This window comes from Halopolyspora algeriensis, from assembly GCF_003337235.1.
Lineage (GTDB): Bacteria > Actinomycetota > Actinomycetes > Mycobacteriales > Pseudonocardiaceae > Haloactinomyces > Haloactinomyces algeriensis.
This window is the reverse complement of sequence record NZ_QPJC01000010.1, coordinates 118,896-133,308: the sequence shown is the minus strand read 5'-3', so window position 1 is coordinate 133,308 and position 14,413 is coordinate 118,896. Positions and strand designations below refer to the sequence as shown.

Here is a 14,413-nt window from a genome sequence, read left to right as displayed (position 1 = left end):
ATGATCAGCCGTGCAGGCCGCACTCGGTTTTCGATGTGCCTGCCCAGCGCCCGCTGCGCGGATCGGCGCCGGGCGCCGGCTTCGCCGTGCACGGCTGGCACCCGATGGACGGGAAACCCGCCGGAACCAGTGGGTTCACCAGCACGTTGTGCTCGGCGATGTAGGAATCCACGTCCTCGTCCGTCCATGCTGCCAGCGGATTCACCTTGACCAGGCTGTTGCGTTCGTCCCAGTCGACGATGGGAGTGTTCGCCCTGGTCGGTGCTTCCACCCGGCGTATGCCGGTGACCCAGGCCTCATACCGTGCGAGGGTGTTGCGCAATGGCAGAACCTTGCGCAGGTGGCAACAGCGGTTCGGGTCACGACTGTACAGCTGGGGCCCCTCGCTGGCGTCCTGCTCTTCCACGGTCTGCTCGGGCATCGCATTGACGATGGTGACGTCGTAGAGCTGTTCCACGGCGTCGCGGGTCCCGATCGTCTCGGCGAAATGGTAGCCGGTCTCCAGGAACAGAATGTCGACCCCGGGCTTGGCCTTGGCCGCGAGGTCGATGAGCGAGGCGTCCTGCATGTTCGAGGCGACGATCAGACCGTCCCCGAAAGTTTCGGCGGCCCACCGCAGTGCTTCGCCGGCCGTGGCTTCGGCAAGACGTGGCGCGGCTTGTTCGACGAGGGCACGCAACTCCTCGTCACTGCGCCGCACACCGATGTCGGCAGGGGTATCGGCAGTCATGGCTCTTCGTCCTCCTCGGTCAGTGCCAAGCCCGCGAGCTTCACCGTGAATACACGGCGGCAAGCTTGACATCTCCACGCGCCCGGCGGTTCGGATGTCGGTATCAAATCCTCGTCACCGCAGTACGGGCAGTAGAACGGCACCGCCCGGCCTTCGGGGCCCGGTTCGGGCACCCCTGCTCCGTGGCTCATGTGAGTTCGTCGTCCTCGACTCGAGCGACCCACTGCGGGAACCGCTCGCCCGCCGTGCGCTGGTCGAGGTAGCGGCGTACCAGCCGCTCCACGTAGTCGCCCAGCTCGGCGGAGGTGACCTTGTGCCCGCGGATCTTGCGACCGAATCCCGCGTCGTTGCCGAGCCCGCCGCCGAGGTGTACCTGGAATCCCTCGACCTGGTTGCCGTTGGCGTCGGGAACCAGCTGGCCCTTCAGCCCGATGTCGGAAACCTGGGTCCGCGCGCAGGCGTTCGGGCATCCGTTGAGGTTGACCGTGACCGGGTTCTCGACATCGGCCTGCACGTCGGCCAGGCGCTTCTCCAGATCCTCCACGAGGTCGGCGGCGCGCTCCTTGGTCTCCACGATCGCGAGCTTGCAGAACTCGATGCCGGTGCAGGACATCACGCTGCGGCGCCACGACGACGGGCGGGCCCGCAGATCCAGCGTGTCGAGGTCGGTGATGAGGTTCTCGACCTCGGAGCCGGGAACGTCGAGCACCAGCAGGTTCTGTTCGACCGTGGTGCGGATCCGCTGCGAGCCCACTCGCTCGGCGGCCTTGGCGACCTCCATCAGCGTCGAGCCGCTGACGCGCCCGGCCACCGCTGTGACGCCGACGTAGTAGTTGCCGTCGTTCTGCTCGTTGACGCCCACGTGGTCCCGTGGGCCCTCGTGGACCGGTGGCGCGGGGCCGTCGGTGAGCGTGCGGCCGAGGTACTCGTTCTCCAGCACCTCCCGGAACTTCTCCGCACCCCAGTCGGCGACCAGGAACTTCATTCGCGCCCGGTTGCGCAGCCTGCGGTAGCCGTAGTCGCGGAAGATCTGCACGACCGCGTTCCAGACCTCGGGGACCTCGGCAAGGGGCACCCAGGTGCCCAGCCGGACCGCCAGCTTCGGATTGGTGGACAACCCGCCCCCGACCCACAGGTCGAAGCCGGGACCGTGCTCGGGGTGTTCGGCACCGATGAAGGAGACGTCGTTGGCCTCGTGCACGACATCCTGGCGCGGCGAACCGGAAATCGCGGTCTTGAACTTGCGGGGAAGGTTCGACAGCGACTCGTCACCGATGTAGCGCTCGGCGATCTCGGAGATCGCGGGCGTCGCGTCGACGACCTCGTCCGCGGCGATCCCGGCCACCGGTGAGCCGAGCACCACGCGGGGGCAGTCGCCGCATGCTTCGGTGGTGTAGAGACCGACCGACTCCAGCTTCTGCCAGATGGTGGGCATGTCCTCGATGCGCACCCAGTGCAGCTGGATGTTCTGCCGGTTGGTGATGTCGGCGGTGTCGCGCGCGTAGGTCTGCGAGATCTCTCCGATGACTCGCAACTGCTCGGTGGTCAGCGCACCACCGTCCACGCGGATCCGCAGCATGAAGTACGAATCGTCCAGCTCCTCCGGCTGGATCGTGCCGGTACGGGCGCCGGGAATGCCGGGGGCGCGCTGGGTGTACAGACCCATCCAGCGGAACCGGCCGCGCAGGTCGGCCGGGTCGATCGAATCGAACCCGCCGTGGGCGTAGATGTTCTCGATCCGCCGGCGCACGTTCAGCGGATTGTCGTCCTTCTTCGACTGTTCGTTGCCGTTGAGGGGCTCGCGATACCCCAGTGCCCACTGGCCCTCGCCGCGGGTCTTCTTCTTCCGGGCAGGGGTACGGCGCTGGGGTTGGCTCGGGGCGTCTGTCGAGACCATCGTCCGTTCTTTCGGGGTGACAGGGCGCGGTGACGCCGCAGAGGAACCGAAAAGATCCCTGTCGTCGATGACGGGTGGCGATTCTCCTGGTCGGCGTGCCCGGCGCCGACTGGACAGCAGTGAGGAACGCGGCGGCGGGAACTAGATCGTGTTCCGGCAGAGCGCGCTCGACACCCGCCGCAGGTCGAGGTAACGGCGGGCGACCAGCAGCAGCATCGTCGCGGTCGCATCCATGCCCGTCACCGTGCCATGGGCGTGCGCTGCGGGTCCACTGCCATCCGCATGTTGAGACAGCGTGCCGGGGCAGCCGGAGAGCGGACTCGGGAGTGGAACACTGGGAACCGTGACCGCGCAACCACCCACCGGCGAGCCCGCCCCGCCGGACGGTTCGCTGCCCGCGAGCGCGCTGGCGACACTGGGACAGCGGCCGTTCGGCGTGTACGTACACGTGCCGTTCTGCGCCACGCGCTGCGGTTACTGCGACTTCAACACCTATACCGCCGACGAACTGGGCCCCTCCGGCGGCTTTCGGAGCTGGCTGGACGGCCTCCGGGCCGAGCTCGACCTCGGTGCCCGGGTCCTTGCCGAGGCCGGTCGGCCGGTGCCGCCCGCGAACACGGTGTTCGTGGGCGGTGGCACGCCGTCGCTGCTCGGGGACGCGGGGTTGGGCGAAGTGCTCGACGCGGTGCGTTCCTCGTTCGGCCTGCGCGGTGATGCCGAGGTCACCACTGAGTCCAATCCCGAGTCCACCTCGCCGGAGTTCTTCGAGGGGTTGCGGCGGGCCGGCTACACCCGGGTGTCGCTGGGTATGCAGTCGAGCGCCGAGCACGTGTTGCGCGTGCTGGAGCGCAGGCACACCCCGGGCCGGGCCGTTGCGGCGGCGAAGGAGGCCCGGGCGGCCGGGTTCGACCACGTCAGCCTCGACCTCATCTACGGGACGCCGGGTGAGCGCACCGAGGACCTGCGGGGATCGCTGGACGCCGCCCTCGATGCCGAGGTGGACCACGTCTCCGCCTACTCGCTGATCGTGGAGGACGGCACCGCCATGGCTCGCAAGGTCCGCCGTGGCGAGTTGCCGATGCCGGACGAGGACGTGCTGGCCGACCGTTACGAGTTGATCGACTCAGTGCTCGGCGAGGCCGGACTGGGCTGGTACGAGGTGTCGAACTGGGCCACCGACGGTGCTGCCCGCTGCCTGCACAACATCGGTTACTGGCAGGGCGGTGACTGGTGGGGCGCCGGTCCGGGAGCGCACAGCCACGTCGGCGGTGTGCGTTGGTGGAACGTCAAGCACCCCGCGCGCTACTCGGCGGTGCTGGAAGCGGGAGAGTCGCCGGCGGCCGCCCGGGAGGTCCTCGACACCGAGGATCAGCGCATCGAACGGATCATGCTGGAGTTGCGCCTGGCGACCGGTCTGCCCGCCGAGGTCCTCGACGACGCCGGTCGGCTCGCGGCGAAGCAGGCCGTCCAGGACGGTCTGCTCCGTGGAGAAGCGCTGGAGCGCGGGCGCTGCATCCTCACCGACCGGGGCCGCCTGCTCGCCGACGGCGTCGTCCAGCGCCTGCTGGGATGAGTTCAACTCGGTGAGCTCACCGGGATGCCGTTGACCGTCGATGCTTCGGCCAACCGTGCGTCGTAGGTGACCATCAGGTCCGCATCCAGGGCGATGGCGGCAGCGAGGTGTATCGCATCAAGAGACCGAAGCTGCGCGGGCTCGACTCGACGTGAAAGATTCATGATCTCGGCATCCAGGGGATGTTCGGCTATGCCCGACATCGCTGTTCGCAGGTCGTCAGCGATCTCCCGATAGGAGATGTTCGTTCGTGTTCGCAGTACACGGGCGACCTCTGTCCAGGCCAGTGATGTGGACACGAGCATCGCTTCGGCGTGGTACAGACGATCGATCTCCTCGGCCAGTGGTTCCGACTCCACTTCGAGTACGGCGCGCTTGATCAGGGCGCTGCTGTCGAGGTAGGCGCGCATCAGAAGCGGTCTTCACGGTCGAGCAGGTCGATGCTTCGCTGCCCTTCGGGAAGGGTCTTGGTCGGAATCACCTTGCGGTACCGACCTCTGGGAGGGAGAACTTTTCCCGACGTGATCAGGTGGTCCCACTCGTGTTTCGGTGCTTCGGCCGGTGTGAGATCCAGGTAGCGATCGACGGCCTCTCGGAGCAGGTCCTGCTGGGAGCGCCCCGAACGTTCGGCTTCGGCGCGAAGGGCCTCTTCGGCGTCCTCGCGCAGGCGGAGATTGAGAGCCATGGAATCACGGTACCAACATTGGGACCATTATTGGTACCGAAGTACCCGGCGGCGATGTCCGGTGATAAAGGACCAGGGGACGTGCTCGGTGCAGGACGACTCGGCGCAGGGTGCCTCAGCGCAGGGCGTCGAGTTCGAGAACACGGGCGTGCAGGACGGTGCGCTGGTGCAGGGCTGCGCGCAGCGCGCGGTGCAGCCCGTCCTCGAGGTAGAGCTCGCCGCGCCACCGCACGGTGTGCGGGAACAGATCGCCGAAGAAGGTCGAATCCGAGCTGAGCAGCCGGTCCAGCTCGAGCACCGTGGTCGTGGTCACGAGCTGTTCCAGCCGCACCTGCTGCGGCGGGATCCGGGACCAGTCCCTGGTGGACAGATTGTGCTCGGGGTAGGGCCGACCGTTGCGGACGTCCTTGAAGATCACGTCGGCGATACCTCCGGGTCGAGGGCTGGCCGTGTGTTGTCGCCGTCCTGCCGCCCGTCGAGGTTATCGGTGCCACCGGACGCCACCGGCCCGGGCATGATCCGTACTGCGCGGTCCTCGGCCCTGTTGGAACAGGACCGTAAACTGGGTGGGCGGAGCCGATATCCGAGCCGGCCGTGCCGCAGGCGTCTGTGGACAGGCGTCCGAACAGGCGCAGTGAAGAGGAGGTGACGCGGGATGAACGCGGAGGAACGCCGCTTCGAGGTACTGCGCGCAATCGTGGCCGACTACGTCTCCACGCACGAACCGGTCGGTTCCAAAACGCTCGTCGATCAGCACAATCTCGGTGTGTCCAGCGCCACGGTGCGCAACGACATGGCGGTCCTCGAGGAGGAGGGCCTCATCGTTCAACCGCACACCAGCGCGGGCCGGATCCCCACCGACCAGGGGTACCGGTTGTTCGTCGATCGGTTGCACGAGATCAAGCCGCTGACCCCGGCGGAACGCCGTGCCATCCAGGCGTTCCTCGAAGGTGCTCTGGATCTCGACGATGTGATGCGCCGGAGCGTGCGCCTGCTCGCCCAACTGACCCAGCAGGTCGCGGTCGTGCAGTACCCGACCCTGGCGCAGTCCACGGTCCGGCATGTCGAGGTGGTCACCATCACTCCCGCGCGGTTGATGCTGGTGCTGATCACCGATACCGGCCGGGTCGATCAACGTATGGTCGACCTCGGAGATGTCATCGGTGACGAGGACCTCACCCGGCTTCGCACTGTCCTCAACTCCGCCATGGCCGAGAAGCGGCTGGCCGATGCCTCGGCTTCGGTCGCCGAACTTCCCGACCAGGCGCCCCCGGAGTTGCGCGACACCATGACCAGAGTCTGCAGTGTGCTCATCGAGACCCTGGTGGAGCAGCCCGAAGAGCGGATGGTGCTCGGCGGTACCCCCAATCTGACCCGCAACGTCGCCGACTTTCCCGGGTCGTTGCGGCAGGTTCTCGAGGCGCTCGAGGAGCAGGTGGTGGTACTGAAGCTGCTGGCGGCCGCCCGCGACTCGGGTACCGTGACGGTGCGTATCGGCATGGAGAACGAGGCCGAGGAAATGCAGACGACCTCGGTGGTGTCCACCGGATACGGCTCGCATGGGATGGTGCTGGGGGGCCTGGGTGTGGTCGGCCCCACCCGGATGGATTATCCGGGGACGATGGCAGCGGTTCGCGCCGTTGCCGCCTACGTGGGAGAGATTCTGGCCGGCCGGTGACGGCGACCATGGCCGATGTGCCGACAACCACCGTCGCCGACCGTGAATCTCCGGTACCCGTCGAACGAGCAGAGGAAGAACGCACAAGGTGGCCAGGGACTACTACGGGATCCTCGGGGTGGCCAAGGACGCCACGCCGGAGCAGATCAAGCGGGCTTACCGCAAGCTCGCCAGGGAGCTACACCCCGATGTCAACCAGGAGGAAGGCGCTCACGAGCGGTTCCAGGAGGTGACCAACGCCTACGAGGTCCTCTCCGACCCGAAGAAGCGCCAGGTCGTCGACCTCGGCGGTGACCCGCTGGACAGCAGCGGGGGTGGCGCCGGTGCAGGTGGCGGAGACCCGTTCGCCGGTTTCGGTGGCCTCGGCGACATCATGGACGCGTTCTTCGGTGGCGGCGGGGGCGCCGCTGGGGGCGGGCGTGGCACACGCAGCCGCGTCCAGCAGGGATCCGATGCGCTGCTGCGCCTGGAGCTCACGCTCGAGGAATGCGCCAGCGGTGTCAACCGCGACATCACCGTGGACACGGCGGTGATGTGCGAGACCTGCGACGGTGGTGGCTCGCGCGCGGGCAGCGCCCCGTCGACGTGTGACACCTGTGGCGGGCGCGGAGAGGTGCAGTCCGTCCAGCGCTCCTTCCTCGGCCAGGTCATGACCTCGCGCCCGTGCCCGGTGTGCCGGGGATTCGGCGAGGTCATCACCGACCCGTGCCAGCAGTGCGGTGGCGACGGCCGCGTTCGGGCGCGTCGCACGATCACGGTCAAGATTCCCGCGGGTGTCGGCGACGGCATGCGCGTGCGGCTGGCCGGTGAGGGAGAGGTCGGCCCGGGCGGTGGTCCGCCGGGTGATCTGTTCGTCGAGGTCGAGGAGAAGCAGCACGAGCGCTTCGTCCGGGACGGTGCCGACCTGCACTGCACCGTGGAAGTGCCGATGACGGCCGCGGCGCTGGGGACCACCGTGATTCTCGACACGCTCGACGGGCGGGAAGAGCTGACGGTCGAGCCCGGCACCCAGCCCGGCACCGAGCACGTGCTCAGCGGGCAGGGCTTGCCGAAGCTGCGATCGAACGGGCGCGTCAGTGGCCACGGAGATCTGCACGTTCACTTCGACGTGGTGGTTCCCACGAAGCTGGACGAGCAGCAGAGCGAGCTGATCCGCCAACTCGCGGCGGCGCGCGGCGAGGAGCAGCTCGAGCCGACGGTGAGCGCCAACGGCGACGGCCACCGCAGTGGCCTGTTCTCCCGCATCCGCTCGTTCGGTCACCGCTGATTCGTCCCCGTTCGCACGGCTGTCGAGAGGTGCATGGTGTCGTCGCTACCGGTGTTCTCGGTACCCGAACTGCCGGACGGATCCGAGACCACCCTCGGCGGCCCGGAAGGCAAGCACGCCGCGACCGTGCGTCGCCTGCGCGCGGGTGAGCACGTGCAGCTTTCCGACGGCCGTGGCGGTGTGGCCCGGTGCGAGGTGCTGGAGGCCGGGCGGGACATGCTGCGTCTTGCCGTGGAGCACACGTGGTATGTGCCCGCTCCGGAGCTGCGCGTGCGCCTGGTGCAGGCATTGGTCAAGGGCGAACGCGGGGAGTTGGCCGTGGAACTGGCGACCGAAGCCGGTGTGGACGCGGTGACGCCCTGGCGGGCCGCCCGGTGCGTGGCGAAGTGGGATGACGGTCCGCGCGGTGCCAAGGCGTTGGCTCGGTGGCGCAATGCCGCCGCGCAGTCGGCGAAGCAGGCGCGACGGCCGTGGACGCCCGAGGTCGGCGAGCCATGTGGGACACGGGAGTTGTCCGGGCTGATTCGCCGTGCGGACGCGGCCGTGGTGCTGCACGAGGAAGCGGAGACAGCACTGGCGGACGTCGATCTTCCCGCCTCCGGTGAGCTCGCTGTCGTCGTCGGCCCCGAAGGGGGTGTGAGCACCGACGAGCTCGCTACCCTGTCCGAGGCGGGGGCACAGCCGGTCCGGCTCGGGCCTTCGGTGCTGCGGGCTTCCACGGCCGCGGCGGTTGCCCTCGGGGCGCTGGGGGTGTTGACGGACCGGTGGTCGTCCGAGAACGACCGGCAGCGGTGACCCGGGACCGGCGCGTACGACGCAGGGCCTGTCGCCCGGGCGTGCGTGGCCGGACGGGATAGCCTGCCGGATATGAGTGACAACGACGCCGGTTCCCTGTTCGAGCGGATCGAGCGCGGCGAAATCCCCGCGGACGTGGTCCGGGAGAACGAGCGCATCATCGCGATCCGCGACATCAGTCCCCAGGCGCCCACGCACGTGCTTCTCGCTCCGAAGGTGCGCTACCGCAACGCCACGGAACTGGCCGCGCAGGACCCTGCTTTGCTGGCCGAGCTGTTCCTGGTCGCGGGTGAGATCGCCGAGCGTGACGGTGTGGCCGAGTCCGGCTACCGACTGCTGTTCAACACCAATGCCGATGCGGGGCAGACGATCTTCCACGTGCACCTGCACCTGCTGGGAGGTCGCCCGCTCGGTGGTCTGGTGGACGGGCCGGTTCCGGAATAAGGAATCCCGTTCGCCTCGTTGTGCACTCGGTCGGAGCCTCCGAACGGGTGGCGAGTAACCGGCAATCGCATTGCGGGTTGCTTTACCATCGGGGGTGAGGACCAGGAAGTAGGAAATCGACTCGCGCATCCGCGCAGAAAGCAGGCCCGAAAGCACGTGGCCGGAATCGCAGCAGGCGGGGCCGCAGCCCAGTCCGGAGACCAGCAGCCGAACCAAACCGCAACAGCACAGTCGACGGTGACCGTTCCCGACAATGCCGTCCTGGCGTTGTTGGGCTCCCGGGACGAGAACCTCCGGATCATCGAGGAATCGATCGAGGCGGATGTCCACGTCCGGGGCAACGAGGTGACCCTGTCCGGCGCCTCCGCGGACGTGGCCTTCGCCGAGCGGTTGTTCGACGAACTCACCACGCTCATCTCCCGGGGGAACCCGATCAGCCCGGACGTCGTGCGCCACAGCGTGGCGATGCTCTCGGCCGAGCACGGCGAATCGCCCGCCGACGTGCTGACTCTGGACATCGTCTCGCGACGCGGGCGCACCATCCGCCCGAAAACCGCGAACCAGAAGCGCTACGTCGACGCGATCGACGAGCACACCGTGGTCTTCGGAATCGGCCCCGCCGGTACCGGCAAGACCTACCTGGCCATGGCCAAGGCCGTCCAGGCGCTGCAGGCCAAGCAGGTCAACCGGATCATCCTCATCCGCCCCGCCGTGGAGGCCGGGGAACGGCTCGGTTACCTGCCCGGCACGCTGTACGAGAAGATCGATCCGTACCTGCGGCCGCTGTACGACGCCCTGCACGACATGATCGACCCCGAGTCGGTCCCTCGGCTGACCCAGGCGGGCACCATCGAGGTCGCGCCGCTGGCGTACATGCGTGGCCGCACGCTCAACGACGCGTTCATCATCCTCGACGAGGCGCAGAACACCACACCCGAGCAGATGAAGATGTTTCTGACTCGGTTGGGCTTCGGTTCCAAGATCGTGGTGACCGGCGACATCACCCAGATCGACCTACCGGGTGGTCAGCGCAGCGGCCTCAAGGTCGTCCGGGAAATCCTCGATGGTGTCGAGGACGTGCACTTCAGCATGCTGGAGAGCCAGGACGTCGTGCGGCACCGCTTGGTGACCGACATCGTCAACGCCTACGACCGCTGGCAGGCCCGTGAGGAGAGCGGGGACAACGGCGATGAGCGGGCCTCCGGTTCGTCGGGGGAAGAACGTGGTGGTCGGCGCACCGGACAGCGACGGGGGCGCGCATGAGCATCGAGATCGCCAACGAGTCCACCGTCGAGGTGCAGGAGACCGACATCGTCTCGGTCGCCCGGTTCGCGTTGGACCGGATGAGCGTCAGCCAGCTCGCCGAGCTGTCGATCGTGCTCGTCGACCTCGACGTGATGGCCGATCTCCACGAGCGGTGGATGGACCTCGAGGGACCCACCGACGTGATGGCGTTTCCCATGGACGAATACGATTCCGAACGCGCCTCGTCGGGTGGTGACACCACCACCGACTCCACGGCCGCGATGCTCGGTGACATCGTGCTCTGCCCCGCGTTCGCCAAGGACCAGGCACGCAAGGCCGGACACAGTCTCGCCGACGAGTTGTTTCTGCTGACGGTGCACGGAGTCCTGCACCTGCTGGGCTACGACCACGCGGAACCCGAGGAAGAGCGCGAGATGTTCGCGCTGCAGAACCGGATCCTGGTCGACTTCCGGCAGGCGAAGTCCGAGGCCGATCGAGCTGCTCAGCAGCGTGACGCCGACTCTCGCGTGCTCGGCGCGGTGGGGCTGGACAGCCCGGACGACAACACCGGGCACGGCAGGTCGAACTAGGTCGGCGGCCGTGTTCTCCGGTGTAGCCGTGCCCTTGGTGTGGGCGGTACTGCTGGTGGTGGCGGCGGGCGCGTTCGCCGCGGCGGACGCGGCGATCGGGACCGCCTCGCGGGCACGGGTCGACGAGCTCGTCCGCGAGGGACGCGGCGGTGCCAGGCAGCTCGCGTTGGTCCTCGCCGAACGTCCCCGTCACGTCAACCTGCTCCTGCTGCTGCGTCTGGCGTGCGAGTTGAGCGCCACCGTGATGGTCACCATCGCCGTGCTGGGAACGGCCGTGTCCTCCGGCTGGGCGGTCCTGTCCGCGATCGTGACCATGCTGCTGGTCTCCTACGTGTTGGTCGGTGTCGGTCCTCGCACGATCGGGCGGCAGCATCCCTACCGGGTGGGTCTGCTGGCCGCCGCACCGGTGCGTGTTCTCGCGCGTGTGCTCAACCCGCTGACCCGGTTGCTCATCCTCGTCGGGAACACGATCACGCCGGGCCGGGGTTTCCGCGAGGGACCGTTCTCCTCGGAGGTCGAGCTGCGCGAGCTGGTGGATCTCGCCGGCGAGCGCGGGGTCGTCGCCGCGGGAGAGCGCGAGATGATTCACTCGGTGTTCGAGTTGGGAGACACCACCGCTCGTGAAGTGATGGTGCCGCGCACCGAGATCGTCTGGATCGAGCACACCAAGTCGGTGCGGCAGGCGCTCGCGTTGTCCCTGCGTTCGGGTTTTTCCCGCGTTCCCGTGATCGGGGAGAGCGTGGACGACATCGTCGGCGTGGTCACCTTGAAGGACCTGGCCGGGGTGATGGTCGAGCGTGGCAATCTCCACGAGGACGGCCCGGTGGTGGCCGACCTGATGCGCCCGGCGAGTTTCGTGCCCGACTCGAAACGGCTCGACGAGTTGCTCCAGGAGATGCAGCTCTCCCGCAGCCACATGGCGGTCGCGGTGGACGAGTACGGCGGAACCGCGGGGTTGCTCACGATCGAGGACATCATCGAAGAGATCGTCGGTGAGATCACCGACGAGTCCGATCGTGAGGAATATCGGCCGGTCGAAAGGCTGGAGGGCGGTGTGGTCCGGGTGAGCTCCCGGTTGCCCGTGGAGGATTTCGCCGCACTGTTCGAGGTCGATCTCGACGATTCCGAGGTCGAGACGGTCGGTGGCCTGCTCGCGCAGCGGTTGGGGCGCGTTCCACTGCCCGGTGCCGAGGCCGAGATCGCCGGATTGCGGCTTCGCGCCGAAGGCGGCAAGGATCACCGCGGACGTATCCGCATCAACGCGCTTCTCGTGCGCGGGGCCAACGAGGAAAACGCACCGCTGGGCGGTGCCGATCAGGAAGGATACGTCAGTCGTGGGTGACAATGTCGAACAGCCGGTGCCGCAGGAACTCGATGCGGAGGACACCAAGATCGTGACGCTGGCGCGGTCGGCGCGCGCGCGGATCGGTGCGCCCGAGGGAGCCGCGGTGCGCGATCTCGACGGCCGGACCTATGCCGCCTGCACCGTCACCTTGCCCTCGTTGCGCCTGACCGCCTTGCAGGCGGCGGTGACCAGTGCGGTCGCCAGTGGCGCCGAAGGCTTGGAGGCTGCGGCCGTCGTCACCGACGCCACCGAGATCGACGCGGATTCCGTGGCGGCTGTGCGGGATCTCGGTACCAGTGCCCCGGTCTTCCGGGCCGATCGCGGTGGCGAGGTCGTCGGCGTTCGGCGTTGATTTCCGGCACCGGAGTCGCGCCGTCGGGGCTGGTGGCGCCGACAACAGCGCTGCGGCTTCCGGAAAGGAGGCTCCTGGTTCGGCGCCGCAGTCGTGCGTGGGGAGGGGACACCGACCCTGGCATGCTCGAGCCTCGCGATCTCGGTTAGTCTCCGGGGTGAGGGGAGTACTTCGTACAGGTCGGCCCGGTCAGTACGTGCACTCGGGAGTGCTCTCGGGCCACCGCTCGCCGCAGGGCGAGTGAGGGAGACCTCGGACAACCGCGTGTTCGAGGGAGCTTCATGTCCGCTGTCGTGACCGGGGACGTCGTCGTGTCCGCGTCCGGCCTGCAATCGATCGGTTCACCGTCCCTGTGGGGACTGACGATTGCCGCCGTGATCCTGCTGCTGGCGATGGATTTTCTGATCACCCGCAACCCGCACCGGGTGTCCATGCGCGAGGCAGTGGGCTGGTCGATCTTCTACATCGCGCTCCCGCTGGCCTTCGGGGTCTACATCTGGTTCGCGTACGGCTCCACACAGGGGGTCGAGTACCTCACCGGGTACCTGGTGGAGAAGTCACTGTCGGTGGACAACCTGTTCGTGTTCATGCTGCTGCTGTCCGCCTTCGCCGTTCCCGTCGAGCTGCAGCAGCGGGTGCTGCTCTACGGCATCGTCGGTGCCCTGGTGTTGCGCGGTGTGTTCATCGCGGTGGGCGCGGCCGCCCTGTCCGCGTTCGACTGGGCTTTCCTCCTCTTCGGAGCGATCCTGCTGGTCACGGCAGTGAAGATCTTCAAAGACGCCCTTGCGGGCGGGGAGCAGACGACCGAGGTCTCCGATATGCGCTCGGTTCGGCTGCTGCAGCGGCTGATGCCGGTCACCGACGACTATCGGGGAGCTCGCCTGCTGGTGCGTGACGAAGGCAGGCGCGCACTGACCCCCATGGCGCTGGTGGTGGTCGCGATTTTCGGTACCGACGTGGTCTTCGCCATCGATTCCATCCCCGCCGTGTACGGCATCACCGAGGATCCGTACCTCGTGTTCGTCACCAACGCCGCCGCCCTGCTCGGGTTGCGCGCGCTCTACTTCGTCCTCCAGGGAGCGGTGCGCAATCTGCCCCACCTGAATTACGGCCTGGCGTTCATCCTCGCGTTCATCGGGGTGAAGCTCGCGCTGCACTGGGCGCACGACCAGTGGCCGGTCGTGCCCGAAATCCCCACCTTGGCCTCGCTCGGTGTCATCGTCGGCACACTGGCGACGGTGACCCTGACCAGCTTCTACGCCACTCGCCGCTCCGCTCAGCGCGTCGGATGAGGCCGTTCAGTCCCACTGGGTCAGGCCCGCATCGTAGGGCGAGGTGCGGGCCGGTGGCTCCGCTCCCGCCTCGGTGAAGGCCTGGAGTGCTTCCACCAGGCCTTCACGGCGATGTGCGGGCATCCGCTGCACGATGGCCGCGATTTCGCGCCTGCGGTACTCCGTGACCCGATCGACCAGATCGCGCCCCGATCCGGTGAGTCCCACCGTGATTTCGCGCCGCGATTCCGGGTTGCTGTTGCGTTCGGCCCAGCCTGCGCCGACCAGTCGGTCGACCGTACGCGTGGCGGTGGAGGGGTTGACCCCCAGAAGTTCGGCCAGCGAGACGAGTTTCAGCGGTCCTCGTGAGCTCAGGGCCACCAGCAGGCGGAACTGGGGCAGGCTGATCGGCCCGGCCACGGCCGCCACCGACTTCGCCGAGACTCCCACCAGGAGCCGTGAGGCGGTCAGCACCGCGTCGGTGATGGCGTCCACCTCGTTGCCGCTCGGCGGAAGTTCCTCGGTCATGTCCCCATTTTCA

At 67.9% G+C, this 14,413-nt stretch carries 18 protein-coding genes; 10 read left to right on the top strand and 8 right to left on the bottom strand.

The features are described 5' to 3' along the window. Positions 1 to 4: 4 nt before the first annotated feature. From DFQ14_RS15605 to DFQ14_RS22575, 4 genes are all read right to left on the bottom strand, one after another. Positions 5 to 730, bottom strand: a complete 726-nt coding sequence (locus tag DFQ14_RS15605; protein ID WP_114454023.1) for a phosphoadenylyl-sulfate reductase — start codon at positions 728 to 730, stop codon at positions 5 to 7. Beyond that, on the bottom strand, positions 727 to 921 hold the full coding sequence (locus DFQ14_RS22400) for a transposase (protein ID WP_114454022.1): 195 nt from the start codon (positions 919 to 921) through the stop codon (positions 727 to 729). Before DFQ14_RS22400 ends, DFQ14_RS15605 begins: the two co-directional genes overlap by 4 nt. Further along, positions 918 to 2,627 carry a nitrite/sulfite reductase gene (locus DFQ14_RS15595; RefSeq protein WP_114454021.1) on the bottom strand — a complete coding sequence of 570 codons (1,710 nt, stop codon included), beginning with the start codon at positions 2,625 to 2,627 and terminating at the stop codon, positions 918 to 920. Before DFQ14_RS15595 ends, DFQ14_RS22400 begins: the two co-directional genes overlap by 4 nt. A gap of 141 nt (positions 2,628 to 2,768) precedes the next feature. Next, a complete protein-coding gene (locus DFQ14_RS22575) occupies positions 2,769 to 2,861 on the bottom strand; it encodes a putative leader peptide (RefSeq protein ID WP_338072618.1) in 93 nt (30 codons plus the stop codon). 109 nt (positions 2,862 to 2,970) lie between these two features. On the opposite strand from DFQ14_RS22575, the gene hemW reads away from it, so the two are divergent. Next, on the top strand, positions 2,971 to 4,200 hold the full coding sequence (hemW, locus tag DFQ14_RS15590; RefSeq protein ID WP_114454020.1) for a radical SAM family heme chaperone HemW: 1,230 nt from the start codon (positions 2,971 to 2,973) through the stop codon (positions 4,198 to 4,200). 2 nt (positions 4,201 to 4,202) lie between these two features. On the opposite strand, the gene DFQ14_RS15585 is transcribed toward hemW, so the two are convergent. From DFQ14_RS15585 to DFQ14_RS15575, 3 genes are all read right to left on the bottom strand, one after another. Then, positions 4,203 to 4,610 carry a PIN domain-containing protein gene (locus DFQ14_RS15585; protein WP_114454019.1) on the bottom strand — a complete coding sequence of 136 codons (408 nt, stop codon included), beginning with the start codon at positions 4,608 to 4,610 and terminating at the stop codon, positions 4,203 to 4,205. Further along, positions 4,610 to 4,885 carry a ribbon-helix-helix protein, CopG family gene (locus DFQ14_RS15580; RefSeq protein ID WP_114454018.1) on the bottom strand — a complete coding sequence of 92 codons (276 nt, stop codon included), beginning with the start codon at positions 4,883 to 4,885 and terminating at the stop codon, positions 4,610 to 4,612. Before DFQ14_RS15580 ends, DFQ14_RS15585 begins: the two co-directional genes overlap by 1 nt. A 115-nt stretch (positions 4,886 to 5,000) precedes the next feature. After that, on the bottom strand, positions 5,001 to 5,303 hold the full coding sequence (locus DFQ14_RS15575) for a type II toxin-antitoxin system VapB family antitoxin (protein ID WP_114454017.1): 303 nt from the start codon (positions 5,301 to 5,303) through the stop codon (positions 5,001 to 5,003). Positions 5,304 to 5,540: 237 nt separating this feature from the next. Between DFQ14_RS15575 and hrcA the strand changes: the two genes are divergently transcribed. The 9 genes from hrcA to DFQ14_RS15530 all read left to right on the top strand — a co-directional run bounded on the left by hrcA (position 5,541) and on the right by DFQ14_RS15530 (position 13,893). Further along, positions 5,541 to 6,563, top strand: coding sequence for a heat-inducible transcriptional repressor HrcA (gene hrcA / locus DFQ14_RS15570; RefSeq protein ID WP_114454016.1), 1,023 nt, complete (start codon positions 5,541 to 5,543; stop codon positions 6,561 to 6,563). 88 nt (positions 6,564 to 6,651) lie between these two features. Beyond that, a complete protein-coding gene (gene dnaJ / locus DFQ14_RS15565; protein WP_114454015.1) occupies positions 6,652 to 7,830 on the top strand; it encodes a molecular chaperone DnaJ in 1,179 nt (392 codons plus the stop codon). 33 nt (positions 7,831 to 7,863) lie between these two features. Next, positions 7,864 to 8,625 (top strand): 16S rRNA (uracil(1498)-N(3))-methyltransferase, encoded by a 762-nt coding sequence (locus DFQ14_RS15560; RefSeq protein ID WP_114454014.1) that lies wholly within the window; start codon positions 7,864 to 7,866, stop codon positions 8,623 to 8,625. 72 nt (positions 8,626 to 8,697) lie between these two features. Beyond that, the gene (locus DFQ14_RS15555) at positions 8,698 to 9,069 is read left to right on the top strand and encodes a histidine triad nucleotide-binding protein (protein ID WP_114454013.1); all 372 of its coding nucleotides are present in this window, start codon (positions 8,698 to 8,700) and stop codon (positions 9,067 to 9,069) included. A gap of 156 nt (positions 9,070 to 9,225) precedes the next feature. Next, the gene (locus DFQ14_RS15550) at positions 9,226 to 10,332 is read left to right on the top strand and encodes a PhoH family protein (protein WP_114454012.1); all 1,107 of its coding nucleotides are present in this window, start codon (positions 9,226 to 9,228) and stop codon (positions 10,330 to 10,332) included. Continuing rightward, positions 10,329 to 10,904 (top strand): rRNA maturation RNase YbeY, encoded by a 576-nt coding sequence (gene ybeY / locus DFQ14_RS15545; RefSeq protein WP_114454011.1) that lies wholly within the window; start codon positions 10,329 to 10,331, stop codon positions 10,902 to 10,904. Before DFQ14_RS15550 ends, ybeY begins: the two co-directional genes overlap by 4 nt. 10 nt (positions 10,905 to 10,914) lie before the next feature. Further along, entirely contained in the window at positions 10,915 to 12,246 is a 1,332-nt protein-coding gene (locus DFQ14_RS15540; protein ID WP_114454010.1) for a hemolysin family protein, read from the top strand. Beyond that, positions 12,239 to 12,601 carry a cytidine/deoxycytidylate deaminase family protein gene (locus DFQ14_RS15535; protein ID WP_114454009.1) on the top strand — a complete coding sequence of 121 codons (363 nt, stop codon included), beginning with the start codon at positions 12,239 to 12,241 and terminating at the stop codon, positions 12,599 to 12,601. Before DFQ14_RS15540 ends, DFQ14_RS15535 begins: the two co-directional genes overlap by 8 nt. A gap of 281 nt (positions 12,602 to 12,882) precedes the next feature. Further along, on the top strand, positions 12,883 to 13,893 hold the full coding sequence (locus tag DFQ14_RS15530; protein WP_114454008.1) for a TerC/Alx family metal homeostasis membrane protein: 1,011 nt from the start codon (positions 12,883 to 12,885) through the stop codon (positions 13,891 to 13,893). A 6-nt stretch (positions 13,894 to 13,899) separates the two neighbouring features. On the opposite strand, the gene DFQ14_RS15525 is transcribed toward DFQ14_RS15530, so the two are convergent. Next, a complete protein-coding gene (locus DFQ14_RS15525; protein ID WP_114454007.1) occupies positions 13,900 to 14,400 on the bottom strand; it encodes a MarR family winged helix-turn-helix transcriptional regulator in 501 nt (166 codons plus the stop codon). Positions 14,401 to 14,413 lie beyond the last annotated feature (13 nt).

Bases quoted from the DNA above. Each gene is read 5' to 3' on its own strand.
- DFQ14_RS15580 (WP_114454018.1), bottom strand. From the start codon at position 4,885: ATGGCTCTCAATCTCCGCCTGCGCGAGGACGCCGAAGAGGCCCTTCGC.
- DFQ14_RS15560 (WP_114454014.1), top strand. From the start codon at position 7,864: ATGGTGTCGTCGCTACCGGTGTTCTCGGTACCCGAACTGCCGGACGGA.
- DFQ14_RS22400 (WP_114454022.1), bottom strand. From the start codon at position 921: ATGAGCCACGGAGCAGGGGTGCCCGAACCGGGCCCCGAAGGCCGGGCG.
- DFQ14_RS15530 (WP_114454008.1), top strand. From the start codon at position 12,883: ATGTCCGCTGTCGTGACCGGGGACGTCGTCGTGTCCGCGTCCGGCCTG.
- DFQ14_RS15555 (WP_114454013.1), top strand. From the start codon at position 8,698: ATGAGTGACAACGACGCCGGTTCCCTGTTCGAGCGGATCGAGCGCGGC.
- DFQ14_RS15595 (WP_114454021.1), bottom strand. From the start codon at position 2,627: ATGGTCTCGACAGACGCCCCGAGCCAACCCCAGCGCCGTACCCCTGCC.
- hrcA (WP_114454016.1), top strand. From the start codon at position 5,541: ATGAACGCGGAGGAACGCCGCTTCGAGGTACTGCGCGCAATCGTGGCC.
- DFQ14_RS15585 (WP_114454019.1), bottom strand. From the start codon at position 4,610: ATGCGCGCCTACCTCGACAGCAGCGCCCTGATCAAGCGCGCCGTACTC.
- DFQ14_RS15525 (WP_114454007.1), bottom strand. From the start codon at position 14,400: ATGACCGAGGAACTTCCGCCGAGCGGCAACGAGGTGGACGCCATCACC.
- ybeY (WP_114454011.1), top strand. From the start codon at position 10,329: ATGAGCATCGAGATCGCCAACGAGTCCACCGTCGAGGTGCAGGAGACC.
- DFQ14_RS22575 (WP_338072618.1), bottom strand. From the start codon at position 2,861: ATGGATGCGACCGCGACGATGCTGCTGCTGGTCGCCCGCCGTTACCTC.
- DFQ14_RS15605 (WP_114454023.1), bottom strand. From the start codon at position 730: ATGACTGCCGATACCCCTGCCGACATCGGTGTGCGGCGCAGTGACGAG.